The following is a 20,595-nucleotide window of genomic DNA, read 5'->3' as shown; positions in this document are numbered from 1 at the left end:
GGGCTATGTGTATGAATACACATAGTCCGAATTAGCAATAAATTATTTTTTAGTTAAATGTAGCGACTGATAATGGAGTATATTTTAAATTTGCTCTTTGATTTAGCCTTGAATATGCTAGATTGTTTGCAATGTTGTATGTAGTAATGAGTCGCTGATGAGTAAACCCACCCGCTGGACATTAAAAAGTATCGCCAAAGAGTTAGGTGTGTCTAATGCTACGGTATCAAATGCGTTTAATCGCCCTGATCAACTCTCGGCTAAACGACGCGAAGCCATACTTAAAGCTTGCAAAGAGCTCGGTTATTATGGCCCTAATAAAGCGGCGCAATCTTTGCGAAGTGGCACATTTAATATTGTTGCTTTAGTGCTGCCAGATAGCGTGGAATATATGGTGTCAGACCCTGTCGCCAGTAGCTTTATGCGTGGTGTAACCTCAGTGCTTGAAAAAAACGGCATTAATGTTTTATTGTTTTCAGGCAATAGCGACAATCTCAATAACGTTGTTGATTTTGTTGATGGCTTTATTTGTTATGGTCGCCCGCGAAATAAAGCACTGGTAGAGCAACTAAAAACAGTACAAAAACATGTGGTTACTGTGGATTTTGATATTGCCCGCAACGCATCAATTAACATAAACAACGAACAAGCCAGTTACGAAATAGCAAAACATGTTTTGCACAGTGCAACTGATAACGTGGCAATATTGGGCTTGAGATTACTCGATGAAAATGTATTGTGCCGAGTTTACGAACATCATGAGTTTGAAACGGGTCAATCTATTTCTCACCAACGCTTACGAGGTTATCAGCGTGCGTTAAATGAAGCGAATGTAACGGTAGCCGACGACCGCATTTGGAATATTCCTGAAAGTAGCGAGCGTTTTGCCAGCATAGCTGCAAAAGAAGTATTAAACGCCTCACCACGCCCTGATGTGATTATATGTATGAGTGATTTAATCGCCCTCGCCACCATGCGAGAAGCAATAAAACAAGGGATAAAAATAGGGAATGAGCTACGTATTGTTGGATTTGATGGCATAGAAGAAGCAGCCCGTTTTGTGCCTCGCCTTACGACTATTCATCAAAATAGCCAAGAAAAAGGTGTAATAGCTGCTAACTTATTTATTTCTAAAGAAGAAAAACAACACGAAGTAGGTTACGCACTCGATATTGGTGCAAGTAGCTGAGCGCTGTTAGTAGCGCAGATAAAAAAGCCAAGCTTAAGTTGCTTGGCTTTTTGGTTTTCAACAAATAAAGCTATTTAAACTAATAAACTTTGTAAGTTTAAAGTGGTTTCTTGAGCACCATTAACCTGTGTAATAAGTGCGGTACGACTTGTAAAATCAATACTCAAAGAAATTGACTGTTGTTCAAGCTTCCACATTAAACAACATACACTAGCGCCACCTTGAGCAGTAAATTCACCAGCAAATGCAGGGTGTTCATTACGTATTTTAATTAACGCTATTAATCCTTTTACTACCGGCTTATTTAGCGCCTCATCTATTTTAGCGGCATCTAGATAAGGGCGATTAATGTCACGACCAACATTCGTGCTCGCCAGAAGCTCCATATCATTTTTGCAAGCAAATAAACCACCGTAATACACTTGTGGTACACCCGGTGCAAAAAATTGAATGGCGCGAGATAATAAGTAATCAAAATCATTTGCGCCCAATGCATCGTAATACGTACAGTTAACTTGATATAGGTCGACGTTACTTGCAGCTGCACCTGTTGCTTTACGGCTCTGGTTATTGCTGTTGGCATGCATGGTTTCTACTAGATTATCTATTTGAGATGCGTTTAACAGCCCTGGCTTATCGCCCATTGGACCCGCGTCAATAATGCCAATGCCATCATGGGTGTCTAGTACAGTTAAACAATTACGTGGTGAAATTTGTAACCACTTAAGCAATGCGTCTACGTCATTATTAAATAAGCTATGTAAAATAAGCGGGGGTAAAGCAAAGTCGTATACCATGTTTACGCGCTTAGCCACGTCAACTTGAGTTTGATAATGACTATGAATTTCAGCAATGGTTTCCATGCCTAGATCATTTGCCTGCTTTGAGAGTTTATCTAAATAGGCAAATGTTTCATCGAGCATAAAACAGTTAGTACCTGCTTGCTTAATGGCGTAACCCGCTGCATCTAAACGAATAATGTTTACGTTGTTAGCAGAAAATTTAGTAAGTACGTTATTTAAATAAGCAATGCCTGCTTCTACTTTTACATTTATATCAATTTGGTTGTCGGTAAAGGTGGTCCAAAAATCATACGTTTGACCATCACCGCATTTCATTGGTGTAAAACAGCTTCCAGGCCGTGGACGGTAAATGGCTTGTTGTTCTTGGTTGCTCATCCCATTAGGGAATACGTCTTCTTTAGTTAAAAATAAATCCCAAAATTCAGAGGCTTTGCCTTTGGCCAGCACATCCTGAAATTGAAACGATTGCGCCGATACATGGTTCACTATTAAATCGGCCATTAAATCATGATCTTTTCCAAGTGCTTGAATATCTGACCAAGTTCCTATTCGGGCATCAACTTCACTATGATCAATTGGGTCAAAACCTGCATCGCTACCATCTATTGGGTTATAAAATGGTAATAAGTGTACTCCTGCAAAAACGTCTTTAAGTGGACCCTTTAGAAGTGCTGTTAATGCGTTTATATCTTTACCGGTGATTCGATCAGCGTATGTGATCAATTGAACTTTATTCTTCATCATGTGTGATTACCAAGTTGAAACTTAATCGATTAAGATATATCTTTAACTAGCAAGTAAGAATTTACAAGTAATTTTTAAATATTTTACATACAAATATCGTGGCTCGATTAATACTACAATAAGTTACTGACAACTTAATGTGTGTTACCAAGCATTTAACGAGGAAAAGCAAATGACAAAATCACACACACACGTAAGCAGCGATCCGTTGCAACAAATTCGTTGGCTCACATACATGATGTTTTTTATGTTTGCCATGACCTCTGACGCCGTTGGCATGATCATTCCCGAACTCATAAGTGATTTTGGATTAAGTATGACCCAAGCCAGTGCGTTTCATTATGCGCCTATGGCCATGATTGCAATAAGTGGATTATTTCTAGGCTTTTTAGCCGATAGCCTTGGCCGTAAAAAAACGATTATGCTTGGATTATTAATATTCTCTGCAAGTTGTTTTTTGTTTGCAATTAGTAGCAGCTTTATATTTTTTGTTTTTTTACTGTGCTGTATTGGCCTTGCCATTGGTTTATTTAAAACCGGTGCATTGGCGCTTTTAGGCGATATTTCTAATAGCAACGAAGAGCACACCAAAACCATGAATAAAGTAGAAGGCTTTTTTGGCATTGGTGCCATTGTTGGCCCTGCTTTAGTTGGCGTGCTGCTGGTTCAAAATGTAAGTTGGACTTACCTTTACATCATTGCTGGCATTATGTGTTTGATTTTGGCATTGCTTGCTTGGCGTGCCGATTACCCTGCTGTGGTAAAAAATACAGATAAGCCAGCCTCACTAAAAACGACTATGAAAATGGTTAAAAACCCTTATGCACTGGGTTTTTCACTTGCAATTGCTTTATATGTTGCCACCGAAGTTGCCATATACGTGTGGATGCCTACTCTACTAAAAGATTACACTGGCTCATGGCCGCTGCTGGCCACTTACGCACTCACAATCTTTTTTGTGTTACGTGCTGCAGGGCGTTTTATTGCGGTATGGTTACTGAATAGGTTTAGTTGGCAAGGAGTTATGGCTTACTTAAGCTTTGGCATTGCGCTGTGTTACGTTGGCACTCTTTATGGCGGCGTTGATTGGGCTGTGGCTTTATTACCTCTCTCAGGTTTATTTATGTCGATGGTCTACCCTACTTTAAATTCTAAGGGAATATCGTGTTTTCCTGTGCATCAACACGGCGCAGTAGCCGGTGTTATATTATTTTTTACCGCACTGTCAGCCGCCTTAGCACCTTTATTTATGGGTATGATCAGTGATTACTTTGGACACGTGCGCTACGGATTTTATTTAGCCACGGGTTTTGCAGTCATATTATTTTTAGCTATGCTATTTAATTATATTCGTGACCCATCAGCAACTGCATTAGAGCAAAACAACCTAGTCGCTGAGTAAATAAACAACTTTTAATGCTATAAAAACATTATAAAAATCAATGTTTGAGTAAAAAAACAGCAAATAATTAACAAAATAATTTGCTTATTGTAAAAACTTTGTTATTTTTACTTAATCGATTAAGTAAAAATAACAATTTCCCTTTGGGTTTAAAACGAGGCGTTCACATGACAACACACAACACACCTTTATATCTGATCAGTGCTTTAGCGCTCGCCGTTAGCCAAGGCGTTAATGCACAACAACAAGAGCAAAATACACAAGCGCAAGCTAACAAAGGGCTAGAAACAATTGTTGTTACCGGTGTTCCCCGCCGTACAACGATAATGGCGTCAAGTTCTTCTGTAAGCAGTGTGTCGCTTGAGCAAGTTGAGGTGTCTACGCCTCGCTCTACTGCTGAGGCATTTAGAATTATTCCTGGGGTTCGCTCAGAATCAACCGGCGGTGAAGGTAACGCCAACATTGCAGTACGTGGTTTACCAGTTGCCTCTGGTGGTGCTAAATTTTTACAGCTTCAAGAAGATGGCTTACCTGTTTTACAATATGGCGATATTGCATTTGGTAACGCTGACATTTTTATGCGCTTAGATAACACAGTGCAAACCATTGAATCTATTCGCGGTGGTTCAGCCTCTACCGCAGCCAGCAATGCACCGGGTGGCATAATTAATTTCATTTCAAAAAATGGCGAAAACGAATCGGGCAGCGTATCAACTACACTTGGCCTAGATTACGATACTATTCGAACTGACTTTGAATATGGCACATATTTAAATGACACTGTACGCTTTCATGTTGGTGGTTTTGTACGTCAAGGTGAAGGCCCACGTGAAACAGGTTACACATCAAATAAAGGTGGGCAAATTAAAGCCAACCTGACCAAAGATTTTGAAAATGGATACGTGCGTCTTTATTACAAACATTTAGATGATAAAAGTGTTGGCTACTTACCTATGCCAATGTATGCAAATGGTGACTCAATTCCTGGGTTTGACGCACAATCAGATACCCCGCATTCGGCATTATTTACTAAAACAGTGCGCTTAAACGGCGAAAATCAAATAAGCAGCGGCGATATTCGTGATGGTATGAATCCGCAAGTTGACTCAATTGGTTTTGAGGCTGTATTTGATTTAGACAACGATTGGCGTATTGAAAACCGTTTTCGTAAATCATCTGTAAGCGGTAATTTTAATTCATTGATCCCAGCTGAAGTTGGCGATGCATCAGCTATAGCGCAAAGTATTGGTGGTGTGGGTGCAACGCTTAGTAATGCGACCACAGGTGCTGCATTTAACGATGATTTAGCCATGCGTATTCATACGTTTGACGTAACCATGAATGACTTTGACTCAATTGTTAACGACTTCAAACTGACTAAATCGCTAAGCGATGATACTAGCGTTACTTTTGGCTATTATGCGTCAACCCAAAATATTGCCATGTCGTGGTTATGGAATTCCTACCTAATGGAGCTCAAAGGTGATAACGCTGCGCTATTAAATGTAACAGCCGCCGATGGGACTGAATTCTCTGAAAATGGCTTATACGCTTATGGCACGCCTTTTTGGGGTAACTGTTGCCAACGTGATTACGACACAGAATACGACACTCGTGCACCCTATGTTGCATTTTCAACTAAGGTGGGTGACGTAAGTATTGATGCTAGTGCCCGTTATGACAGCGGTGAAGCACGTGGTAACTATGCAGGCGCGGTTACCTCAACCGTTGATATGAATCGCGACGGTGTGATTTCTGTTCCTGAACAAAATGTTGCAGGTATTGACCTTGCAAATGCCAGCCCTGTTAATTACGACTGGGATTACGCATCATATTCAATTGGTGCCAATTACCAAATTGACTCAAGCCTTGCAACGTTTGCACGATTGAGTAAAGGCGGTCGCGCCAATGCTGACCGACTTTTATTTGGTAAAGTTCGCGCCGATGGCTCAGTAGCCGATGAAGATGCCGTTGATGAAGTAAACCAGTATGAGTTTGGTATTAAAAAGCGCTTTGATTCACTGTCAGTTTTTGCCACGGCATTTTATGCACAAACTGAAGAGCAAAACTTTGAAGCGACATCACAAACCTTTTTTGACCGCGAATATGAAGCAAAAGGGATTGAGGTTGAATCAACCTACTTTATTGATGCATGGGATTTTCGTGGTAATTTAACGTGGACAGACGCTGAAATTGCAAAAGATGCACTTACCCCTGAAGTGGTTGGTAATACGCCTCGTCGCCAAGCTGATTTAATTTACTCATTAATGGCACGTTACACTTATGAAAAAGGCTCTGCAGGCCTAAGCTTTATTGGTACTACCGATGCCTATGCTCAAGATAATAACGATCTTAAGTTTGATGGTTACACTCAAGTAAATGGCTTTGTAAGCTACGATTTATCAGAAAATCTTAATATTGCGTTAAACGTAAATAACCTATTCGATACGGTAGGTATTACTGAAGCAGAAGAAGGCTCAATACCTGATAACAACATTATACGCGCACGTGCTATTAATGGCCGTACAACGTCATTGACGTTTAAATACGCGTTTAACTAACCAACTTTAGTGTAACAATCGCTGAAGCTATGTTTGTTCAGCGATTGTTACACTAGTTTTAATAATTCTCCCTTGAATTTTGACCTAGCCATGCTAGGTTTTTTAGGATTTACACTATGACCAAATTACTTAGCCTTGGTGAACTGCTTATTGATATGCTGCCTCAAGACTCTCAAAACAGTGCTTATTTGCCCATTCCAGGAGGTGCTCCAGCTAATGTGGCAGTAGGTTACGCAAAGCTCGGCGGCAAAGCTGCGTTTTGTGGCGGTATGGGAGATGACTATTTTGCTAAACAATTAACTAATGCGCTTGAGCAATATAACGTAGATACTGAGTATTTATTTACCATAGAAGGCGCGCAAACAGCTATGGTTATTGTCAGCCTAGATGAAAGCGGCGAACGCAGCTTTAATTTTTATCGTCATCAAACAGCCGATTTACTGTTAACGAATGAGCATTTAAAGCGTATTAATTGGGATAAATTGAGTACCCTACACTTTTGTTCAAACACCTTAACCAATACAGCTATAGCAAAAACTACTGTGTGTGCTTTAAAGCAGGCTAAAAACAACCAAAAAATCGTTAGCTTTGATGTAAATTTACGCTACAGTTTATGGCAAAATAGCAATGACATTGAGCAAAACGTGCATGCATGCTACGCGTATTGCGATATTGTTAAGCTCTCACGTGATGAGTTAAATTTTTTAGCAACGCAACGCCAACAATCAGCTGATGCCTACTTACAATCACTGCTTGAATTAGGCGTCAAGCTGGTGTTTTTAACCGATGGTCCAGCCCCAGCGACTGTTTACCATAACGCTTTTACCCTCAGTGAAGCAGCTCCAACAATTACCGCTGTAGATACCACCAGCGCCGGTGATGCTTTTATTGCTGGCGTACTGTACTACTTAAACCACAGCGATAATGCAGTGCCACTTACTGATAAGCTAAATGATGAGTTAATAGTAAAAAAAGCGCTTCACTTTGGTCTTCGCTGTGGCTCAAAAGCATGCTTAGCTAAAGGCGCTTTTCCTGCGCTTCCCACGCAACAAACACTGTCAAAATAAACTAAGGTACTTACAAAAAAAGGCCACTGTTGGCCTTTTTTTACTAAGCGTCTAAATTACTGGTTTTTAGCCATTCTAAAGCGGCAGTAGCATTTTCAAAGTATTGTATTTCACCCGACATAAACCAACTGCCTAACTTAGCTATGGTAGATTGCCACTCTTTATTGCCGTAAATCGCTATTTTTTTAAACTCTTTGTTGTGCTTTAAGCCAAGTTTTAAATCGTCCCAAGCAGCACGAAGCTCCCAACCATCTAACTCGGTGCCATCTATTAATACATTAACAATAGGATGTTTAACTTCGCCTAACGCTGAATCGATCATCGGGGTGATCACTTCATAATCTTTGTGAGTTAAGGTACCAATTGCCTTAAGTGTTAAGAAAAACTCATTGCCTGAGCGCTCAATACCAATCGACAAACCATGTGTTAAATTAACCATAACTCAACCCTTGAATGAAAAGAGCTTAAATTATAGGCAATAGTTAAAAGCTTTTACTTGAAGCAGATCAAAAAAGTCACTTAATGCAGATTTATTTTTTGAGCTAATTATGTTTTTTTAACCGATTAACTTGGTTTTTTACATCGTTTAAATAGCCGGTTTTTATCCATACTCTTGCGCCATTGTTACCCGCTGTGGCGTTTATTTGGCTATTAACAGGAACTCTAAGCCAGCTGTGTTTTTCAAGTGTGTCGTTATGCTCTTGTAAAGTGCCATCCAAAACCAACAACTCAGCGCCACCACTCACAGTGAGCGTTAAAGATTGATTAGCATTAAACTGTACAATACTCACTGTTTCATACGTATCTTGATATAACAAAATGACATTTAGGTCATTAAATTCGGGGTTTTTCTGCCCTTGCATCTGCTGTGTGAGAATACGAACGTGCTGGCGATCTTCTGGCTGAAACTGCCACAGTTTTACAAATATAATGCAACCATCTTTTGAGCCAGGAGTATGCTTTGATTGCGGAGGATTACGAATATAGGCACCTTCTGGGAAATCGCCATGCTCATCTTGAAATACCCCATCGAGCACTAACAACTCCTCGCCCCCAGTATGAGTATGTGGGCTAAAGTGGCTGTTTGGCGCATAGCGTACAATACTAGTGGCTCGAGCAATTTCGTCGCCCACTCTGTCAAGTGGACGTCGATCAACACCCGGCATGGGCGAAGCTATCCATTCAAGTGACTCGCTATGTACTACGACACGTTGACTAAAGTCGGCAGCAATTTTCATATTTGACTCCAAATTATTAATTTATAGCAGCAATACTTTGACGCTGAGCGACCTTTTGTTGCCATGCAATTAAGTGCGTGAGTTCAGTAGGAATAGCAATTTGTGCAAAGCCTGCAAACACAAGTCCTGCGTATAAGGTAATATCTGCAACACTAAATTGTTCACCTGCCACATAAGTTGAGTTTGCTAATACGCTATTAAAATAAACCAAGCCTTGCTGTGCTTTTTCAGCTTGCTTTTCACCCCATGCAACATTTTGATAGGTTTCAAGTTTAGGTCCTAATCCATCAGTAGCATGATGAAAGTAAGTGGCAATTGCATCAAGTACCATCGACTCAGCACGTTTTTGCATCATATTAATTACTGCGCGTTCTTTTGCCTCAACACCAGTTAATGAAGGGCCTGCAAAAGCGGTATCAATGTATTGTGTAATTGCAGTGCACTCGGCAATAAAAGTACCATCATCAAGCTCTAGTACAGGTACACCTGCCAACGGATTCTTTGCCAAGAAAGCCTCACTGCGGTGCTCCCCATTTAATAAATCAACAGCAACAAACTCTACTTTATCAGTCGCATTTTTTTCAGCAAGTGCAATACGAACCCGTAACGGGTTAGGGAAATTTTCTACGTCATAAATTTTCATAATTATCTCTTATATTTTTAACAACAGCCTAAGTTAATATTGGCAAACACAATCTACCTACTGATAGGTAATTTATAGCAAGCGCTTAGTGTTTGCAAACTAAAAATAAAAGAGCTTGAAAATAACTACCTACTGGTTGATAATTTTTTCAGATAACAGCAAGGAAATATCAAAATGAGTAAAAAAGCAGCCCTGCTACAAGCCGCAGAAAATAAAGTGCGACTGGGTGGATATAGCAACTTTAGCTTTAGAGAACTTGCTACTGAGATTGGTATAAAAAGTGCCAGTGTGCATTATCACTTTCCAACGAAAGCTGATTTAGGCGCTGAACTCGCGCATCAATACACCGATGCCTTTATTGCAGTACTTGGCGATCCGAATGCACATAAAGCAAACGGTAAAAATCCCATCGATATTTACACTCAGTTATTTAGAAATGCGCTCGTGATAGACAAAAAGATGTGTTTATGTGGCTTACTCGGTGCAGAAAGCGACAGCCTACCCGATAAAGTGCGGGTTGAAGTTCAGCGGTTTTTTAATAAAAACTTAGACTGGTTAACTCAAGCACACGCTACGAATGGGGAAGAAAACCCTGCTCGCGCGGCAATACAAACAGTGAGCTTATTAGAGGGTGCAATGATTATTAGTAAAACCCTAGATGATATTAGCTACTTTGAACAAGCCACTTTTTAAGTGCTTATATAAAAAAGCGAGCTTCAATAAAGCTCGCTTTTTACATTAATAACTATGTAGTTTTAAGCTGGATGCACTTTATGTTTTGAGTGCACAAAAGCTAATGCAATAAAGCCTATTACCGCTACCACTACACCAATAGGCTTACCTAAGTCACTTGATAAGTTTAACCCAATTGCCGCAGTCATAATGTAAGATAAGGTCACTGCGGTTGCGATCACGGCGGGTATACTAGTGATCCAATGGAATGTACCACGGTCAAATAGGTACTTGGTCGCAAGCCACAACACACTGGTAGAAAGCAGCATATTTGAAAACGCGAAGTAGCGCCAAATAACTGAGAAGTCGAGCTTAGTCATAAAGTAAGCAATGGTTAAAATTGGCAATGCTAACAACAAACGATTACGTAAACTTTGCGGAATACTAAACGCATCCACCATTGTTAGGCGCAGTGAGCGGAACGCCGTATCACCTGAAGTGATAGGGAAAACAGCAACAGCAATAATAGCCATAATACCACCAAATACACCTAAGTAGCTGTTTGCAATATGGTTAACAACTAAGCCTGGACCGCCTAAATCAAGCATCGATTTTAAACCCGCATAACCTTCTGGGAAGGCAGCAATACCAGCAAGCGCCCACACACAACCTACAATACCTTCGCACATCATCGCGCCATAATAAACCGGGCGTACATATTTTTCGTTAGTTAAACAACGAGCAATAATAGGTGCTTGCGTTGAGTGAAAACCACTAATGGCACCACAAGTAATGGTGATAAATAGCAACGGCCAAGTAGGCAGTCCATCAGGGTTTGGGGCTAAAAAGTCGTGAGCATGATCGGCTTCAAAATACGCTAAAAAGTCGCCAGCTACTGGTAAATGGGGTGCGTTGATTAACAGTGAGACTGCAATAGCAACTGTCATTACAATCATTAACAAGCCAAAAATAGGGTAAAACTTAGTGATGATTTTATCGATTGGTAATAACGTGGCTAAAAAGTAGTAAGCTAAAATAGCGAGAACCCAAAATGTATTACTAGCAAAAATGGTGCCTTCAAATGCATCTAAGTTACTCAATAATCCTGCAGGGCTCATAATAAACACTACACCAACAAAGAATAACAACATAGCAGTAAATATAAGCATAAAGCCTTTAAATACTACGTTGTAATAATGGCCTGCAATTTCAGGTAAACTTTTACCGTCTTCTTTAATACTCATTACGCCAGAGAAAAAGTCGTGTACAGCTCCACCTAAAACGTTACCAAGTACAATCCAAACCAGCGCTACTGGGCCATACAAGGCGCCAAGTATAGGACCAAATATGGGGCCTACTCCTGCAATATTCAAAAACTGAATTAAAAATGCACGAACAGGGTGAATAGCAACATAGTCAACACCTTCGCTAAAACGCTTCTGTGGTGTGTCTACTGTCGAGTCCATACCCGCTTGTTTTTCAACAAACGGGCTATAAAACTTATAGCCTAATATTAAAATAGTCAGGCAAATAAAAAAGATGATCATAAAGCACGCTTCTCTTTTTGTATGTGTGTATAGGGCACAGTATTGCAGCCCAAAATTTAAAATAACAATTGAACGTAGCATATGAAAAAACACGCAACAATGAGACGTTTGGCTAATGCGCTTACAAAATGAAATTTATTCGAAAAAATAAAACTAAGTAAAAGCTTAAGTTACTCATAAAAACAGCATTAAAAAACGTTAAAAGTACTTATATTGCGACTAAAATCTATACGCCAATTTGCAATAATAGCTACACCTGAGTGATTAATTAGCCTACGATAAACATTATTACTACTTTAAATTTACTGCCTTTGCCCTACATGGCTTTGCCAAAAAACAAGGATGCCCTCAATGACACCGTTTACTACGCCCGATTTATACGATGAACATCGCGACCATGTGCAAGTTGCTGACAGTGGCTTGCAACACTTTGGTAATAAAACTCACTTTTATGGTCAAGTAGTGACCGTCACCTGCCCTGACGACAACTCATTTGCTGGTAACATACTGCATGAAAACGGTGAGGGAAAAGTATTGATTGTTGATGGTTTTGCCAGTAAACGTTTTGCCTTTATTGGCGATATGATTGCAGAGCGCGCACTAAAAAATGGCTGGCAGGGCATAATTATTAATGGTTGCTGTCGCGATATTGAAATTCTTGCCACACTTGATTTACCTGTAATGGCGCTAGGCGCAACACCGCGCTGCACCACTAAGCGCGGTTTAGGTGCTAAAGATCACCCGGTTAATATGTTAAACACCACAATTAATACCGGTGATTGGGTATATGCTGATGTAAACGGCTTAATAATTAGCTCTAAAGCGTTGTTTTAATCCCTCGTAATAGTCGTTAACAAAAAAAAGCAGCTCGAAAGCTGCTTTTGTAATTTACATGATTTTTTAAAACCCAAATTCTCAGGTTAAAATTAAAGTGCTAACCATACATCGGTTGAACCAGGTTCGTTCCCTTGAGTCCACCATTTAGCTTGGTACTTATTACCTTGATAAGAAACTTCATCACCACTGTTATAAATAGCCGTTGGCTGCCAAACTGCGACACCCGTACCATCTGTAGGTTGTGTTGTTGCTTCCCATGCACCACCTAAATCAGGACGCTCGCCTTGAGTCCACCACTTTGCTTTATATTCAACGCCGTTATAAGTAACGACATCACCACCAACGTATGCAACACTCGCATCCCAGCTTCCTGTAGGTGGATTTGTAGTATCAACGTTTGTAACTGTTACGCTAAAGCTTTGCGTTGTGGTTAATGCGCCATCACTGACTGCAACAGACACTGTGAAGTCTGTATTGGTATCTACAGCGCCAGCCTCAATAGTTACGTTTGCATCACTGCCCACTAATGTTAAGCCTGCTGGTACTGTCCACGTATACGAAAGGGCGTCGTTTTGAGCATCATTAGCCACTACAGCTACACTTGCTGATGCGCCCTCTTCAACGCTGATATTAGCGATAGCATCAACGCTCGGTGCTGTGTTTTCGCCTCCTGATGTTGGCGCAATAACATTAACAACAACATCACGATTAACAGTTGCTTGACCATCTGATACCGCAACAGTTGCCACATACTGTGTATCTGCAGTCACTGTTGGCGCTGTAATGACTAATGATGCACTATTTTGTCCAGATACCACCAGTGCGCTATCAGCATTCCAGCTAAAGCTAAGTGGATCGTTATCTGCATCAGTTGCAGAAGCTGTTACTGTAATACTCTCGCCTGAATTAACAGACACTGATGAAGACACAGAAACAACTGGCTTTTTATTTGTTGGCGGAGCAACTACTCCTCCTAAACCATCATGCATAGCATTAAGAATCTCACCATTATCCGCATCTATTTCCCATGCAAATAAACCACCTAAATTATACTGATTAACATACGCTCCCTTCGCCAGTACTGACTTACGGCTATCATAAGTAATTAGTTTACCGGTTGCACGATTCCATACATAAGCGGCTTGCGCTTGCTCATCATAACCCACTTCAAAACCATTAATACCGGTGCCCGCCGCACCAATCATATTTGCTTTAACGCCTTTGTAATCAATAACCCCATCTTCCCATACGCCTTGTGCCGTAGAGCCTTTTAACGGGCCATTACCAGGGGCAGTCATTGGGTTACCATCAATCGCTACATTTTGCGGGTAAACACCTTCCCAACCACGGCCATACATAGCCGTGCCGACGACGATTTTTTTCGATGGTACATTTTGCGCAAGTAACAGCTGCACTGCATTATCGGTGGTATAAGCAGGGCCTTTACGAGGTTCACCATTTTCATCAAGCCCAGTACCATTACATTGACCAGCACTCATATGTTCGCCACAGTAAAGTGCTGTTTGGTGACCGGTTACGTTACTCCATGCGCCATAAAAGTCATAGGTCATGGCAAAAATATAATCCATGTATTGGCTTGCGGCTTGGTAGTCTACATCTTCAATTTTATCGTAACCTGCACCAATGGCTGAGGTTAACTCGTAAGTACGACCTGTTTCTGCTTCTAGTTTATCAAGCATAGCGCGTAGCTCTTGCATTAGCGCCACATAGGCTGGGCCATCGTTGATTGGATCGCCAATGTCTGGGTTGGGGCCGTCACCACCTGGGAATTCCCAGTCAATATCTACACCATCGTAGAATTTCCATGTTCTTAAAAACTCTTCCATTGAGGCAACAAAGGTGTCGCGGTTAGCTTTATTGGTAAAGCCACCGAATGGGTCTGATAACGTCCAACCACCTACAGATGGTAAAATTTTAATATCTGGGTAACGCTGTTTAAGCGCCATTAGCTGAGAGTAAGTACCACGGATAGGGTCTTTTGCATCAACCCCTGGCAGTGCTTTTTGTACTGCGGCCCAAGGGTCGTGAATAACCACTTCGTAATCTGCAGAACCGGCACAAGCGGTTTCAAGTGCACGTTTAGGACCACCCGATAACGATGCGTTTTCACCACAAATTGGAATAAAGCCATACAAAATATGACTCAGATTTTGTGCTGGCATATTCGTTACATCATAATCACGGCCATAAATTCCCCACTCCACAAAGTAAGCGCCTGTAACTAAACCTTGTTTGATACCAATGTCGCGGTTATTTGGGTCAACATCCATGGGTAATGGTGCTAGGTGTCCGCCGTCGGTGTCAGCAATTACAATTGGTTTGCCTGCACTGCGAGCACAGGTCGTGCCACCTTCACATAGCTCAACATACATTGTATGGCGGCCCGCTTTATCATAAGGGAATGTGATAGTGCCACTTTTAGAACCAGCAGCAAGCGTGCCCTCATTGACTAGCATGTCATCAAAATAGACTTTGTAGCTATCGCCACCATCACCACTCCATGCACTCCACTGAATGTTGATATTAACTTGTTCAACACGGGTAACTAGCTGCTTATAAGAGCCGTTTCCCTCAAGATCTACCTCAACAAACGAATATTGCTGTGGTTCCCAATTAATGCTTGGTGTAGACGGTGCAGCAGATGCTGTGCTTGCAAATAAAGCAACACCGATGGCTGCGCTTAGTTGTTTGATATTCATAGGTCTCTCTTATCCATTATTTATGTAATTATTTAATAAGTTTGAACTGCAAAACTTAGGCTTTATTAAAGTTTGGTCCATACATTGGCTTGCCCTGGCGTATCGCCCTGAGTCCACCATTTAGCGCGATAGCGCTGTCCTTGATACGTTACTTCTGCGCCAGCTTGGTAGGCTTTGCTGGTATTCCAAGTGGCTGCTGTGTCAGCTTTCGAGGCTGATTCCCATGCCGCTGAGGTATCTGGTTGTTGGCCTTTGTTCCACCATTTAGCGGTGTAAATCACGTTAGCAAAACGGGCTTTATCGTTTGCTTGATAGATCTGAGTGCTGTCCCATTCAGGTACTGTTGGATCAACAGGGTCAACCGGATCGACCACAGGTACATCGTTAACCGTGACACTAAAACTGGTTTGGGTACTTAATTGACCATCCGATACAGATACTGCAATGGTGTAATCGGTGTTTGCTGATACCTCTGCAGTGGTTAAGTTGATGTTGGCACCAGAGCCTGTAAAGCTTAGCGGTGTAGGTACTTTCCAGCTGTAAGTTAGCTCACTTTGCTCATCATCAAAGGCATGCAGATGAATTGCTGTTGTGGTGTTTTCATCAACTACTAGGTTATCTGGGGTGTGTACAATGGGTGCGGTGTTTGTTGGCGCACCTTGCACACTCAAGGCATAGGTATAATTTGCATCGCTGCTATACACTTGGTTTATCAGTACGTCGGTTGCATCAAACGTAATGTCGCCCGCTTGGTTTTGCACCCCAATTTGCACTAAATGCGCGTAATCAAGGTTAAGTTGTTCAGCCAATGCTTGTTGCCAATTTGCTTGATTATCGGCATTGATTTTAAGCTGTTGGTTGATCACCTCTTGGCCTGTTTCGTCAAATAACCGCGCCCATACGGTGTCGCCTGCAATGGCATTTTGCCCTTGGCGAACAAAATAACCGACGCTAGTCCACGAATTTGGATCAGTCGGGCCTGCGTGATTTACTATGTTGATGTCGCTACAGTTATAAAAGCCTTCACCAACCACATCATTACGTTGCCAACGGCTATATAAAATGGCCTCGCCGCTACGGTCTTGCGGAATTGCAACACTCATTTCGTAGTAGCGTTTACCATCAGGGTCTTTAACAACCTCAATGTTGTCGTGCTCTTGCACTAGCTGTAAGTCTTGCCAGGTTAGTACGTCAGTTGCGCTATTGAAGCTTGGCTTGGTAATGTAAAACTGCCAAAAGCTTGGGTTGTGCGGGGTTGATGCAAGGTAACGTATTTGAATATCACCATTGGCATTGGGCACTACATCGCTGCGCTGCCAATGTGGTGATGGTAAATCCATACCCCGTTTGGCTGTATCGCCACCAGCACATAAAGTGCCGTTTGGTACATTGGCCTCAACTGCAGTTTGATTTAAATAGTCAGGAGTATTAACCGAAAATTCAATCGCTTGTACAAACTGCACCGTGCCCGATTCTAAATATGCGGCTCGACACGCAAGGTTAGGAATATTTGTGCCGTCTTCAGGCCACCAGTACCCGCCATCAACCTGACAAATTGCTTGGCGCGCTTTAGGGCTATCCATATAACCATGTGCTTGCACTTGCGGTGCTAGTGTACTGAGTAGTAAACCACTGGTAATTGCAGATAGCGTAATCGTGTTAAGTTTAATTGATGCCATTATTTTATCCTTTATAAGACTCAATACATGGGGCAAGCTCAGGCTTACCCCTCATTGTTTTGTAAATTACAGGCTACAACTTAAGCTCCAATCAGCTGTTACACCCGGCTCAGAGGTTGTCCACCATTTGGCTTTGTACACTGCATTGTTATGCACCATTAGATCGCCGCCAGCAGCATGGCTTGGGTTGCCCGCCCAGTCAGTTTGAGGAAAGTTTGGATAAGCAGGTATCGTGGCTATATCAACTCCTTCACACATACCTACAGGATCACCTCCTCCGTTATCTGGATTGCCCGTGCCATCATCCGGTGTTGCATCTGGTAGCATTGGGTATTCAGCTTTGAATGCGTAAGTTTTTCCATCTTTTTCAATGGTAAAGTTGCTAGGCCCAGTAATTGGCATGTAGTACATCACTTGTGCATTCACAGTTGCACCAGCGCTAAAGTCTTTTGGCTGACCGCCCCACTCATTGTTTAATGTGATTGAGAAACGGTGAAACTCGTTCTCATAACCACCAATGTTGTTACCGGCTGCGTTCGAGCCATTTACTTCTACAGCCATGCCCAGTTTTTCTTGTGCATTCCAGTTAGATTTAAAAATAGCGGAAGTTGATACCGGCACATCAAATGAGATTTTTGCACCACTTAAATCAAGACTTGAGTTATTAGTAAATGCAAACGTTGGGCTGATTGGGTAATTATCATCACCAATTGGGAAGTCTTTTGCTGTAAATGTGATATCTACGGCTTCAGCAGGCACTGTGAAGTTTGGATTTCCGCCATGCACATCATATGCAACACCGCTTTGATTAAACTTATCGTATGCTAATGAAGTTAACGTAGAACCCATGAAGTACTCGCCTTTGGCTGAGTCATAGTCAAAGTCACCTGCCAGCTCCCAGAACATGATACCGCCAAGACCATTGTTGATAACGTAATCAACCTTTGTTGCCATTGACTCTTCATCTTCTATCGAGAGGAATACTTTTTTATCTGCGTTCCATAACCAAGGTGCAACGGCAACGCTGTCATAGTGACGAGTATAAGTACCCGTTAAGCGGTCATCAGCGTCTGTATCAGGTGTTAAGCCATACACGCCTAAATACGAACCAACAATACCGTTTTCAAGGTTTTTAACATGCCATAAAGGGTTTGAACCTGCTGGCATTTCTTGGCCTGCATCGTTCTTATCATGCCAAAGGTTATCAATGCCTAACGCACCATTACCGCATTTGTTTTTCTCACCTACGCCGGTACCTTTAGCGCAATCAGCTTGATTTGGTAGCGCCGCTTGGCCCCATAAACCGTTTGTTCCGCCTGATACATCCTTAAAACCACGGGTGTAATAAGGTAAACCAATATTGATTCGACCCGCTGACATCGCACCACGGAAGTAACGCACTGCCCAATCAGTATTTAAATAGCCAATACCTTCAAACTCTTTGGTGCCGTATACATTCCATTGCGCGAGCTCTGAGTCTAACCCAGTATCAAATAATGCCGCGTTATGGCCTACGTGCGAGTTCCATGCGCCATGTAAGTCATAAGACATGATATTTACATAATCAAGGTATTGAACCGCTTGGAAAGTTTCCATACCGCGCAGTAAATAACCTGAAGAAGGCGATGCAATCGTGAGTAAATAATGCTTACCCGCAGCCTCACCTGCACGGTCTAACGCCTCACGTACTTTTTTCATTAGCACTTGGTATGAGGCATTTAAACCACCACGACGTGCATTAGAAATTGGGAAGTCATCAGGGTGGCCTGAGTCATTCATTGATGATGGATATTCGTAATCAATATCAACCCCATCAAAACCATATTTTTCAATAAACTCAACTGCACTTTGCGCAAATGCATTGATACCTGCATGGTTAACTGAACCATCAGCATTGGTGGTCATGGTGTAAAAACCACCGCTTGCAACACGGCCTGTTTCATCAAAGTAACCACCGGTTTCAGCCCAACCGCCCACAGATATGAGTGTTTTTACATCTGGGTGTTGTTTTTTATATTTGTTTAACAGGTTAAAGTGACCTTTGTAGTTAAACTCTGGGTCCATTTCAGCGCCAACTACGCCCGGCCATTCCATATTAGTAGCAGGATTATTTACTGAAACAGGATCGCCAATAGAAACTTTGTTGTTCGCATCAACATGGGCAAATGCATAGTTAATGTGGGTGATTTTATCCCACGGAATATCGTTTACTAAATAGCTGGGTTGACCATTAGCGCCATTACGCCAGCTAGTAAAGTATCCAATTACACGGCGTGGATGATCTGGGCCCATGATCTCACGACCATCAGCGTCATAAATCGTACAGTAAGGCGTGTTTACACCGGGAGTTTGATATAAACCTTGGGGACGACAGTCAGTGCCCGTAACTGGGCCTGTATTTTCATCAACAACCGTTAATACTTTTGTTACTTGCGCTGTTGCACCGTCGTTATCGGTCACCGTTAGGGTGAAAGTTGCCTGACCAAGTGCCGTTGCTTGCCATGTAAAACTGCTCGCTGGTGAGCTTGATTGATGAACATCCACCCCGTTTGCTACAAAGCTTAGAGCCGTTACTTGGCCATCACTATCAGTACCAGAAAGTGTAAACACCACCTGCGAACCAACAACCAGTTGATCCGGAAGCGTGCTAAATGAAATAGCGGCAACAGGTGCTTGATTAACAGGGTCAACAACTACTGAATCACTAACGTTCAGCGTATTAACAACTTCTGCAGAGTTCGCGCCTTTATCGTCTGTTGCTACCGCACTAATTTGATGTTCGCCCGCAATAGCTTGCCAGTTAACACTAAACGGCGCAGTGTTATCAACCGCTATGGAAATGCCGTCGACAAAAAACTCCACACTTGCAACCGAGCCATCTGAGTCAGTTGCTTGCGCCAAAATGACAACGCTGTCTTTATCGCTAAATAAAGAACCATTTTCAGGTGTAAACTCGGTAATTATAGGTGATTGATTATCGTTGACAGCGCTGTCACATGCATCCAAAAGTAACCAGTCTTGATATTGACCTGCATTCTCCAAAGGATTGGCTTGTGTCCACCACTTGGCTTCATAGGCATTATTTTGTGCCTTAACTTGGCTTCCTGCTGTATGAGTTTGCCCTAACTCCCATGCCGTTAATGTACTGCAATCAGTTGATGCGTATACATTTAAACTAAATGCACTTAGAGATAAGGCACTTAATCTGAAGGCATTTTTTATTATTTTCCGTGAGCTCATTTGCTCCTCCGCTTAGTGTGTTAAGAAATGCTATTGTCAGTTTCCATTTATGAAACTAGCATGAACAAAGTAAATATCAAGTAAATAAAGTGTAATTAATGAACAAAAAAAGCATTAATTAACTAATTAATAATATAAGACTAGTTATTTATACGTATAAGAATCCATTCATATACTAAGTTCAAATAAATGACACTTATCAATCGAGCATAAAAAAGCCCAGAAAACTGGGCTTGGTTTACATTAGGAATGT

General features: G+C 41.7%; 14 protein-coding genes. 6 read left to right on the top strand and 8 right to left on the bottom strand.

The genetic code is table 11. The annotated features are described in order from the left end of the window. Positions 1 to 157 precede the first annotated feature (157 nt). Entirely contained in the window at positions 158 to 1,189 is a 1,032-nt protein-coding gene (locus tag CWB75_RS03365) for a LacI family DNA-binding transcriptional regulator (protein ID WP_010389289.1), read from the top strand. Between the two features lie 74 nt (positions 1,190 to 1,263). Here CWB75_RS03365 and gtfA read toward each other — a convergent pair whose 3' ends face one another. Continuing rightward, positions 1,264 to 2,736, bottom strand: coding sequence for a sucrose phosphorylase (gene gtfA, locus CWB75_RS03360; RefSeq protein WP_138569897.1), 1,473 nt, complete (start codon positions 2,734 to 2,736; stop codon positions 1,264 to 1,266). A 172-nt stretch (positions 2,737 to 2,908) separates the two neighbouring features. Between gtfA and CWB75_RS03355 the strand changes: the two genes are divergently transcribed. The 3 genes from CWB75_RS03355 to CWB75_RS03345 all read left to right on the top strand — a co-directional run bounded on the left by CWB75_RS03355 (position 2,909) and on the right by CWB75_RS03345 (position 7,766). Then, the gene (locus tag CWB75_RS03355) at positions 2,909 to 4,138 is read left to right on the top strand and encodes an MFS transporter (RefSeq protein WP_138569896.1); all 1,230 of its coding nucleotides are present in this window, start codon (positions 2,909 to 2,911) and stop codon (positions 4,136 to 4,138) included. 167 nt (positions 4,139 to 4,305) lie between these two features. After that, positions 4,306 to 6,699: a TonB-dependent receptor gene (locus CWB75_RS03350; RefSeq protein WP_138569895.1), complete on the top strand. Its 2,394-nt coding sequence runs from the start codon at positions 4,306 to 4,308 to the stop codon at positions 6,697 to 6,699. 116 nt (positions 6,700 to 6,815) lie between these two features. Further along, positions 6,816 to 7,766, top strand: a complete 951-nt coding sequence (locus tag CWB75_RS03345; RefSeq protein WP_138569894.1) for a carbohydrate kinase family protein — start codon at positions 6,816 to 6,818, stop codon at positions 7,764 to 7,766. A gap of 43 nt (positions 7,767 to 7,809) precedes the next feature. Here CWB75_RS03345 and CWB75_RS03340 read toward each other — a convergent pair whose 3' ends face one another. From CWB75_RS03340 to CWB75_RS03330, 3 genes are all read right to left on the bottom strand, one after another. Further along, the gene (locus tag CWB75_RS03340) at positions 7,810 to 8,205 is read right to left on the bottom strand and encodes a SpoIIAA family protein (RefSeq protein ID WP_075170008.1); all 396 of its coding nucleotides are present in this window, start codon (positions 8,203 to 8,205) and stop codon (positions 7,810 to 7,812) included. Positions 8,206 to 8,308: 103 nt separating this feature from the next. Then, positions 8,309 to 9,004, bottom strand: coding sequence for a cupin domain-containing protein (locus tag CWB75_RS03335; protein WP_138569893.1), 696 nt, complete (start codon positions 9,002 to 9,004; stop codon positions 8,309 to 8,311). Positions 9,005 to 9,020: 16 nt separating this feature from the next. Continuing rightward, the gene (locus CWB75_RS03330; protein WP_138569892.1) at positions 9,021 to 9,647 is read right to left on the bottom strand and encodes a glutathione S-transferase family protein; all 627 of its coding nucleotides are present in this window, start codon (positions 9,645 to 9,647) and stop codon (positions 9,021 to 9,023) included. A gap of 174 nt (positions 9,648 to 9,821) precedes the next feature. On the opposite strand from CWB75_RS03330, the gene CWB75_RS03325 reads away from it, so the two are divergent. Further along, positions 9,822 to 10,340: a TetR/AcrR family transcriptional regulator gene (locus tag CWB75_RS03325; protein WP_138569891.1), complete on the top strand. Its 519-nt coding sequence runs from the start codon at positions 9,822 to 9,824 to the stop codon at positions 10,338 to 10,340. A gap of 62 nt (positions 10,341 to 10,402) precedes the next feature. On the opposite strand, the gene CWB75_RS03320 is transcribed toward CWB75_RS03325, so the two are convergent. Next, positions 10,403 to 11,866, bottom strand: a complete 1,464-nt coding sequence (locus tag CWB75_RS03320; RefSeq protein WP_138569890.1) for a carbon starvation CstA family protein — start codon at positions 11,864 to 11,866, stop codon at positions 10,403 to 10,405. 351 nt (positions 11,867 to 12,217) lie between these two features. Here CWB75_RS03320 and CWB75_RS03315 point away from each other — a divergent pair, with 351 nt between their 5' ends. Then, positions 12,218 to 12,700: a putative 4-hydroxy-4-methyl-2-oxoglutarate aldolase gene (locus CWB75_RS03315; protein ID WP_010389309.1), complete on the top strand. Its 483-nt coding sequence runs from the start codon at positions 12,218 to 12,220 to the stop codon at positions 12,698 to 12,700. A 92-nt stretch (positions 12,701 to 12,792) separates the two neighbouring features. On the opposite strand, the gene CWB75_RS03310 is transcribed toward CWB75_RS03315, so the two are convergent. The 3 genes from CWB75_RS03310 to CWB75_RS03300 form a co-directional block, all read right to left on the bottom strand. Then, on the bottom strand, positions 12,793 to 15,423 hold the full coding sequence (locus CWB75_RS03310) for a glycosyl hydrolase family 18 protein (RefSeq protein WP_138569889.1): 2,631 nt from the start codon (positions 15,421 to 15,423) through the stop codon (positions 12,793 to 12,795). Between the two features lie 65 nt (positions 15,424 to 15,488). Then, positions 15,489 to 17,102: a lytic polysaccharide monooxygenase gene (locus CWB75_RS03305; RefSeq protein WP_138569888.1), complete on the bottom strand. Its 1,614-nt coding sequence runs from the start codon at positions 17,100 to 17,102 to the stop codon at positions 15,489 to 15,491. 66 nt (positions 17,103 to 17,168) lie between these two features. After that, positions 17,169 to 20,342 carry a glycosyl hydrolase family 18 protein gene (locus CWB75_RS03300; RefSeq protein ID WP_138569887.1) on the bottom strand — a complete coding sequence of 1,058 codons (3,174 nt, stop codon included), beginning with the start codon at positions 20,340 to 20,342 and terminating at the stop codon, positions 17,169 to 17,171. Positions 20,343 to 20,595: the final 253 nt, after the last annotated feature.

The sequence above is a fragment of the Pseudoalteromonas sp. S1608 genome (genome assembly GCF_005887265.1).
Classification (GTDB): Bacteria; Pseudomonadota; Gammaproteobacteria; order Enterobacterales; family Alteromonadaceae; genus Pseudoalteromonas; species Pseudoalteromonas undina.
This window is presented reverse-complemented; position numbering and strand designations above follow the sequence as displayed.

Bases quoted from the DNA above. Each gene is read 5' to 3' on its own strand.
- CWB75_RS03365 (WP_010389289.1), top strand. From the start codon at position 158: ATGAGTAAACCCACCCGCTGGACATTAAAAAGTATCGCCAAAGAGTTA.
- gtfA (WP_138569897.1), bottom strand. From the start codon at position 2,736: ATGATGAAGAATAAAGTTCAATTGATCACATACGCTGATCGAATCACC.
- CWB75_RS03355 (WP_138569896.1), top strand. From the start codon at position 2,909: ATGACAAAATCACACACACACGTAAGCAGCGATCCGTTGCAACAAATT.
- CWB75_RS03350 (WP_138569895.1), top strand. From the start codon at position 4,306: ATGACAACACACAACACACCTTTATATCTGATCAGTGCTTTAGCGCTC.
- CWB75_RS03345 (WP_138569894.1), top strand. From the start codon at position 6,816: ATGACCAAATTACTTAGCCTTGGTGAACTGCTTATTGATATGCTGCCT.
- CWB75_RS03340 (WP_075170008.1), bottom strand. From the start codon at position 8,205: ATGGTTAATTTAACACATGGTTTGTCGATTGGTATTGAGCGCTCAGGC.
- CWB75_RS03335 (WP_138569893.1), bottom strand. From the start codon at position 9,004: ATGAAAATTGCTGCCGACTTTAGTCAACGTGTCGTAGTACATAGCGAG.
- CWB75_RS03330 (WP_138569892.1), bottom strand. From the start codon at position 9,647: ATGAAAATTTATGACGTAGAAAATTTCCCTAACCCGTTACGGGTTCGT.
- CWB75_RS03325 (WP_138569891.1), top strand. From the start codon at position 9,822: ATGAGTAAAAAAGCAGCCCTGCTACAAGCCGCAGAAAATAAAGTGCGA.
- CWB75_RS03320 (WP_138569890.1), bottom strand. From the start codon at position 11,866: ATGATCATCTTTTTTATTTGCCTGACTATTTTAATATTAGGCTATAAG.
- CWB75_RS03315 (WP_010389309.1), top strand. From the start codon at position 12,218: ATGACACCGTTTACTACGCCCGATTTATACGATGAACATCGCGACCAT.
- CWB75_RS03310 (WP_138569889.1), bottom strand. From the start codon at position 15,423: ATGAATATCAAACAACTAAGCGCAGCCATCGGTGTTGCTTTATTTGCA.
- CWB75_RS03305 (WP_138569888.1), bottom strand. From the start codon at position 17,102: ATGGCATCAATTAAACTTAACACGATTACGCTATCTGCAATTACCAGT.
- CWB75_RS03300 (WP_138569887.1), bottom strand. From the start codon at position 20,342: ATGAGCTCACGGAAAATAATAAAAAATGCCTTCAGATTAAGTGCCTTA.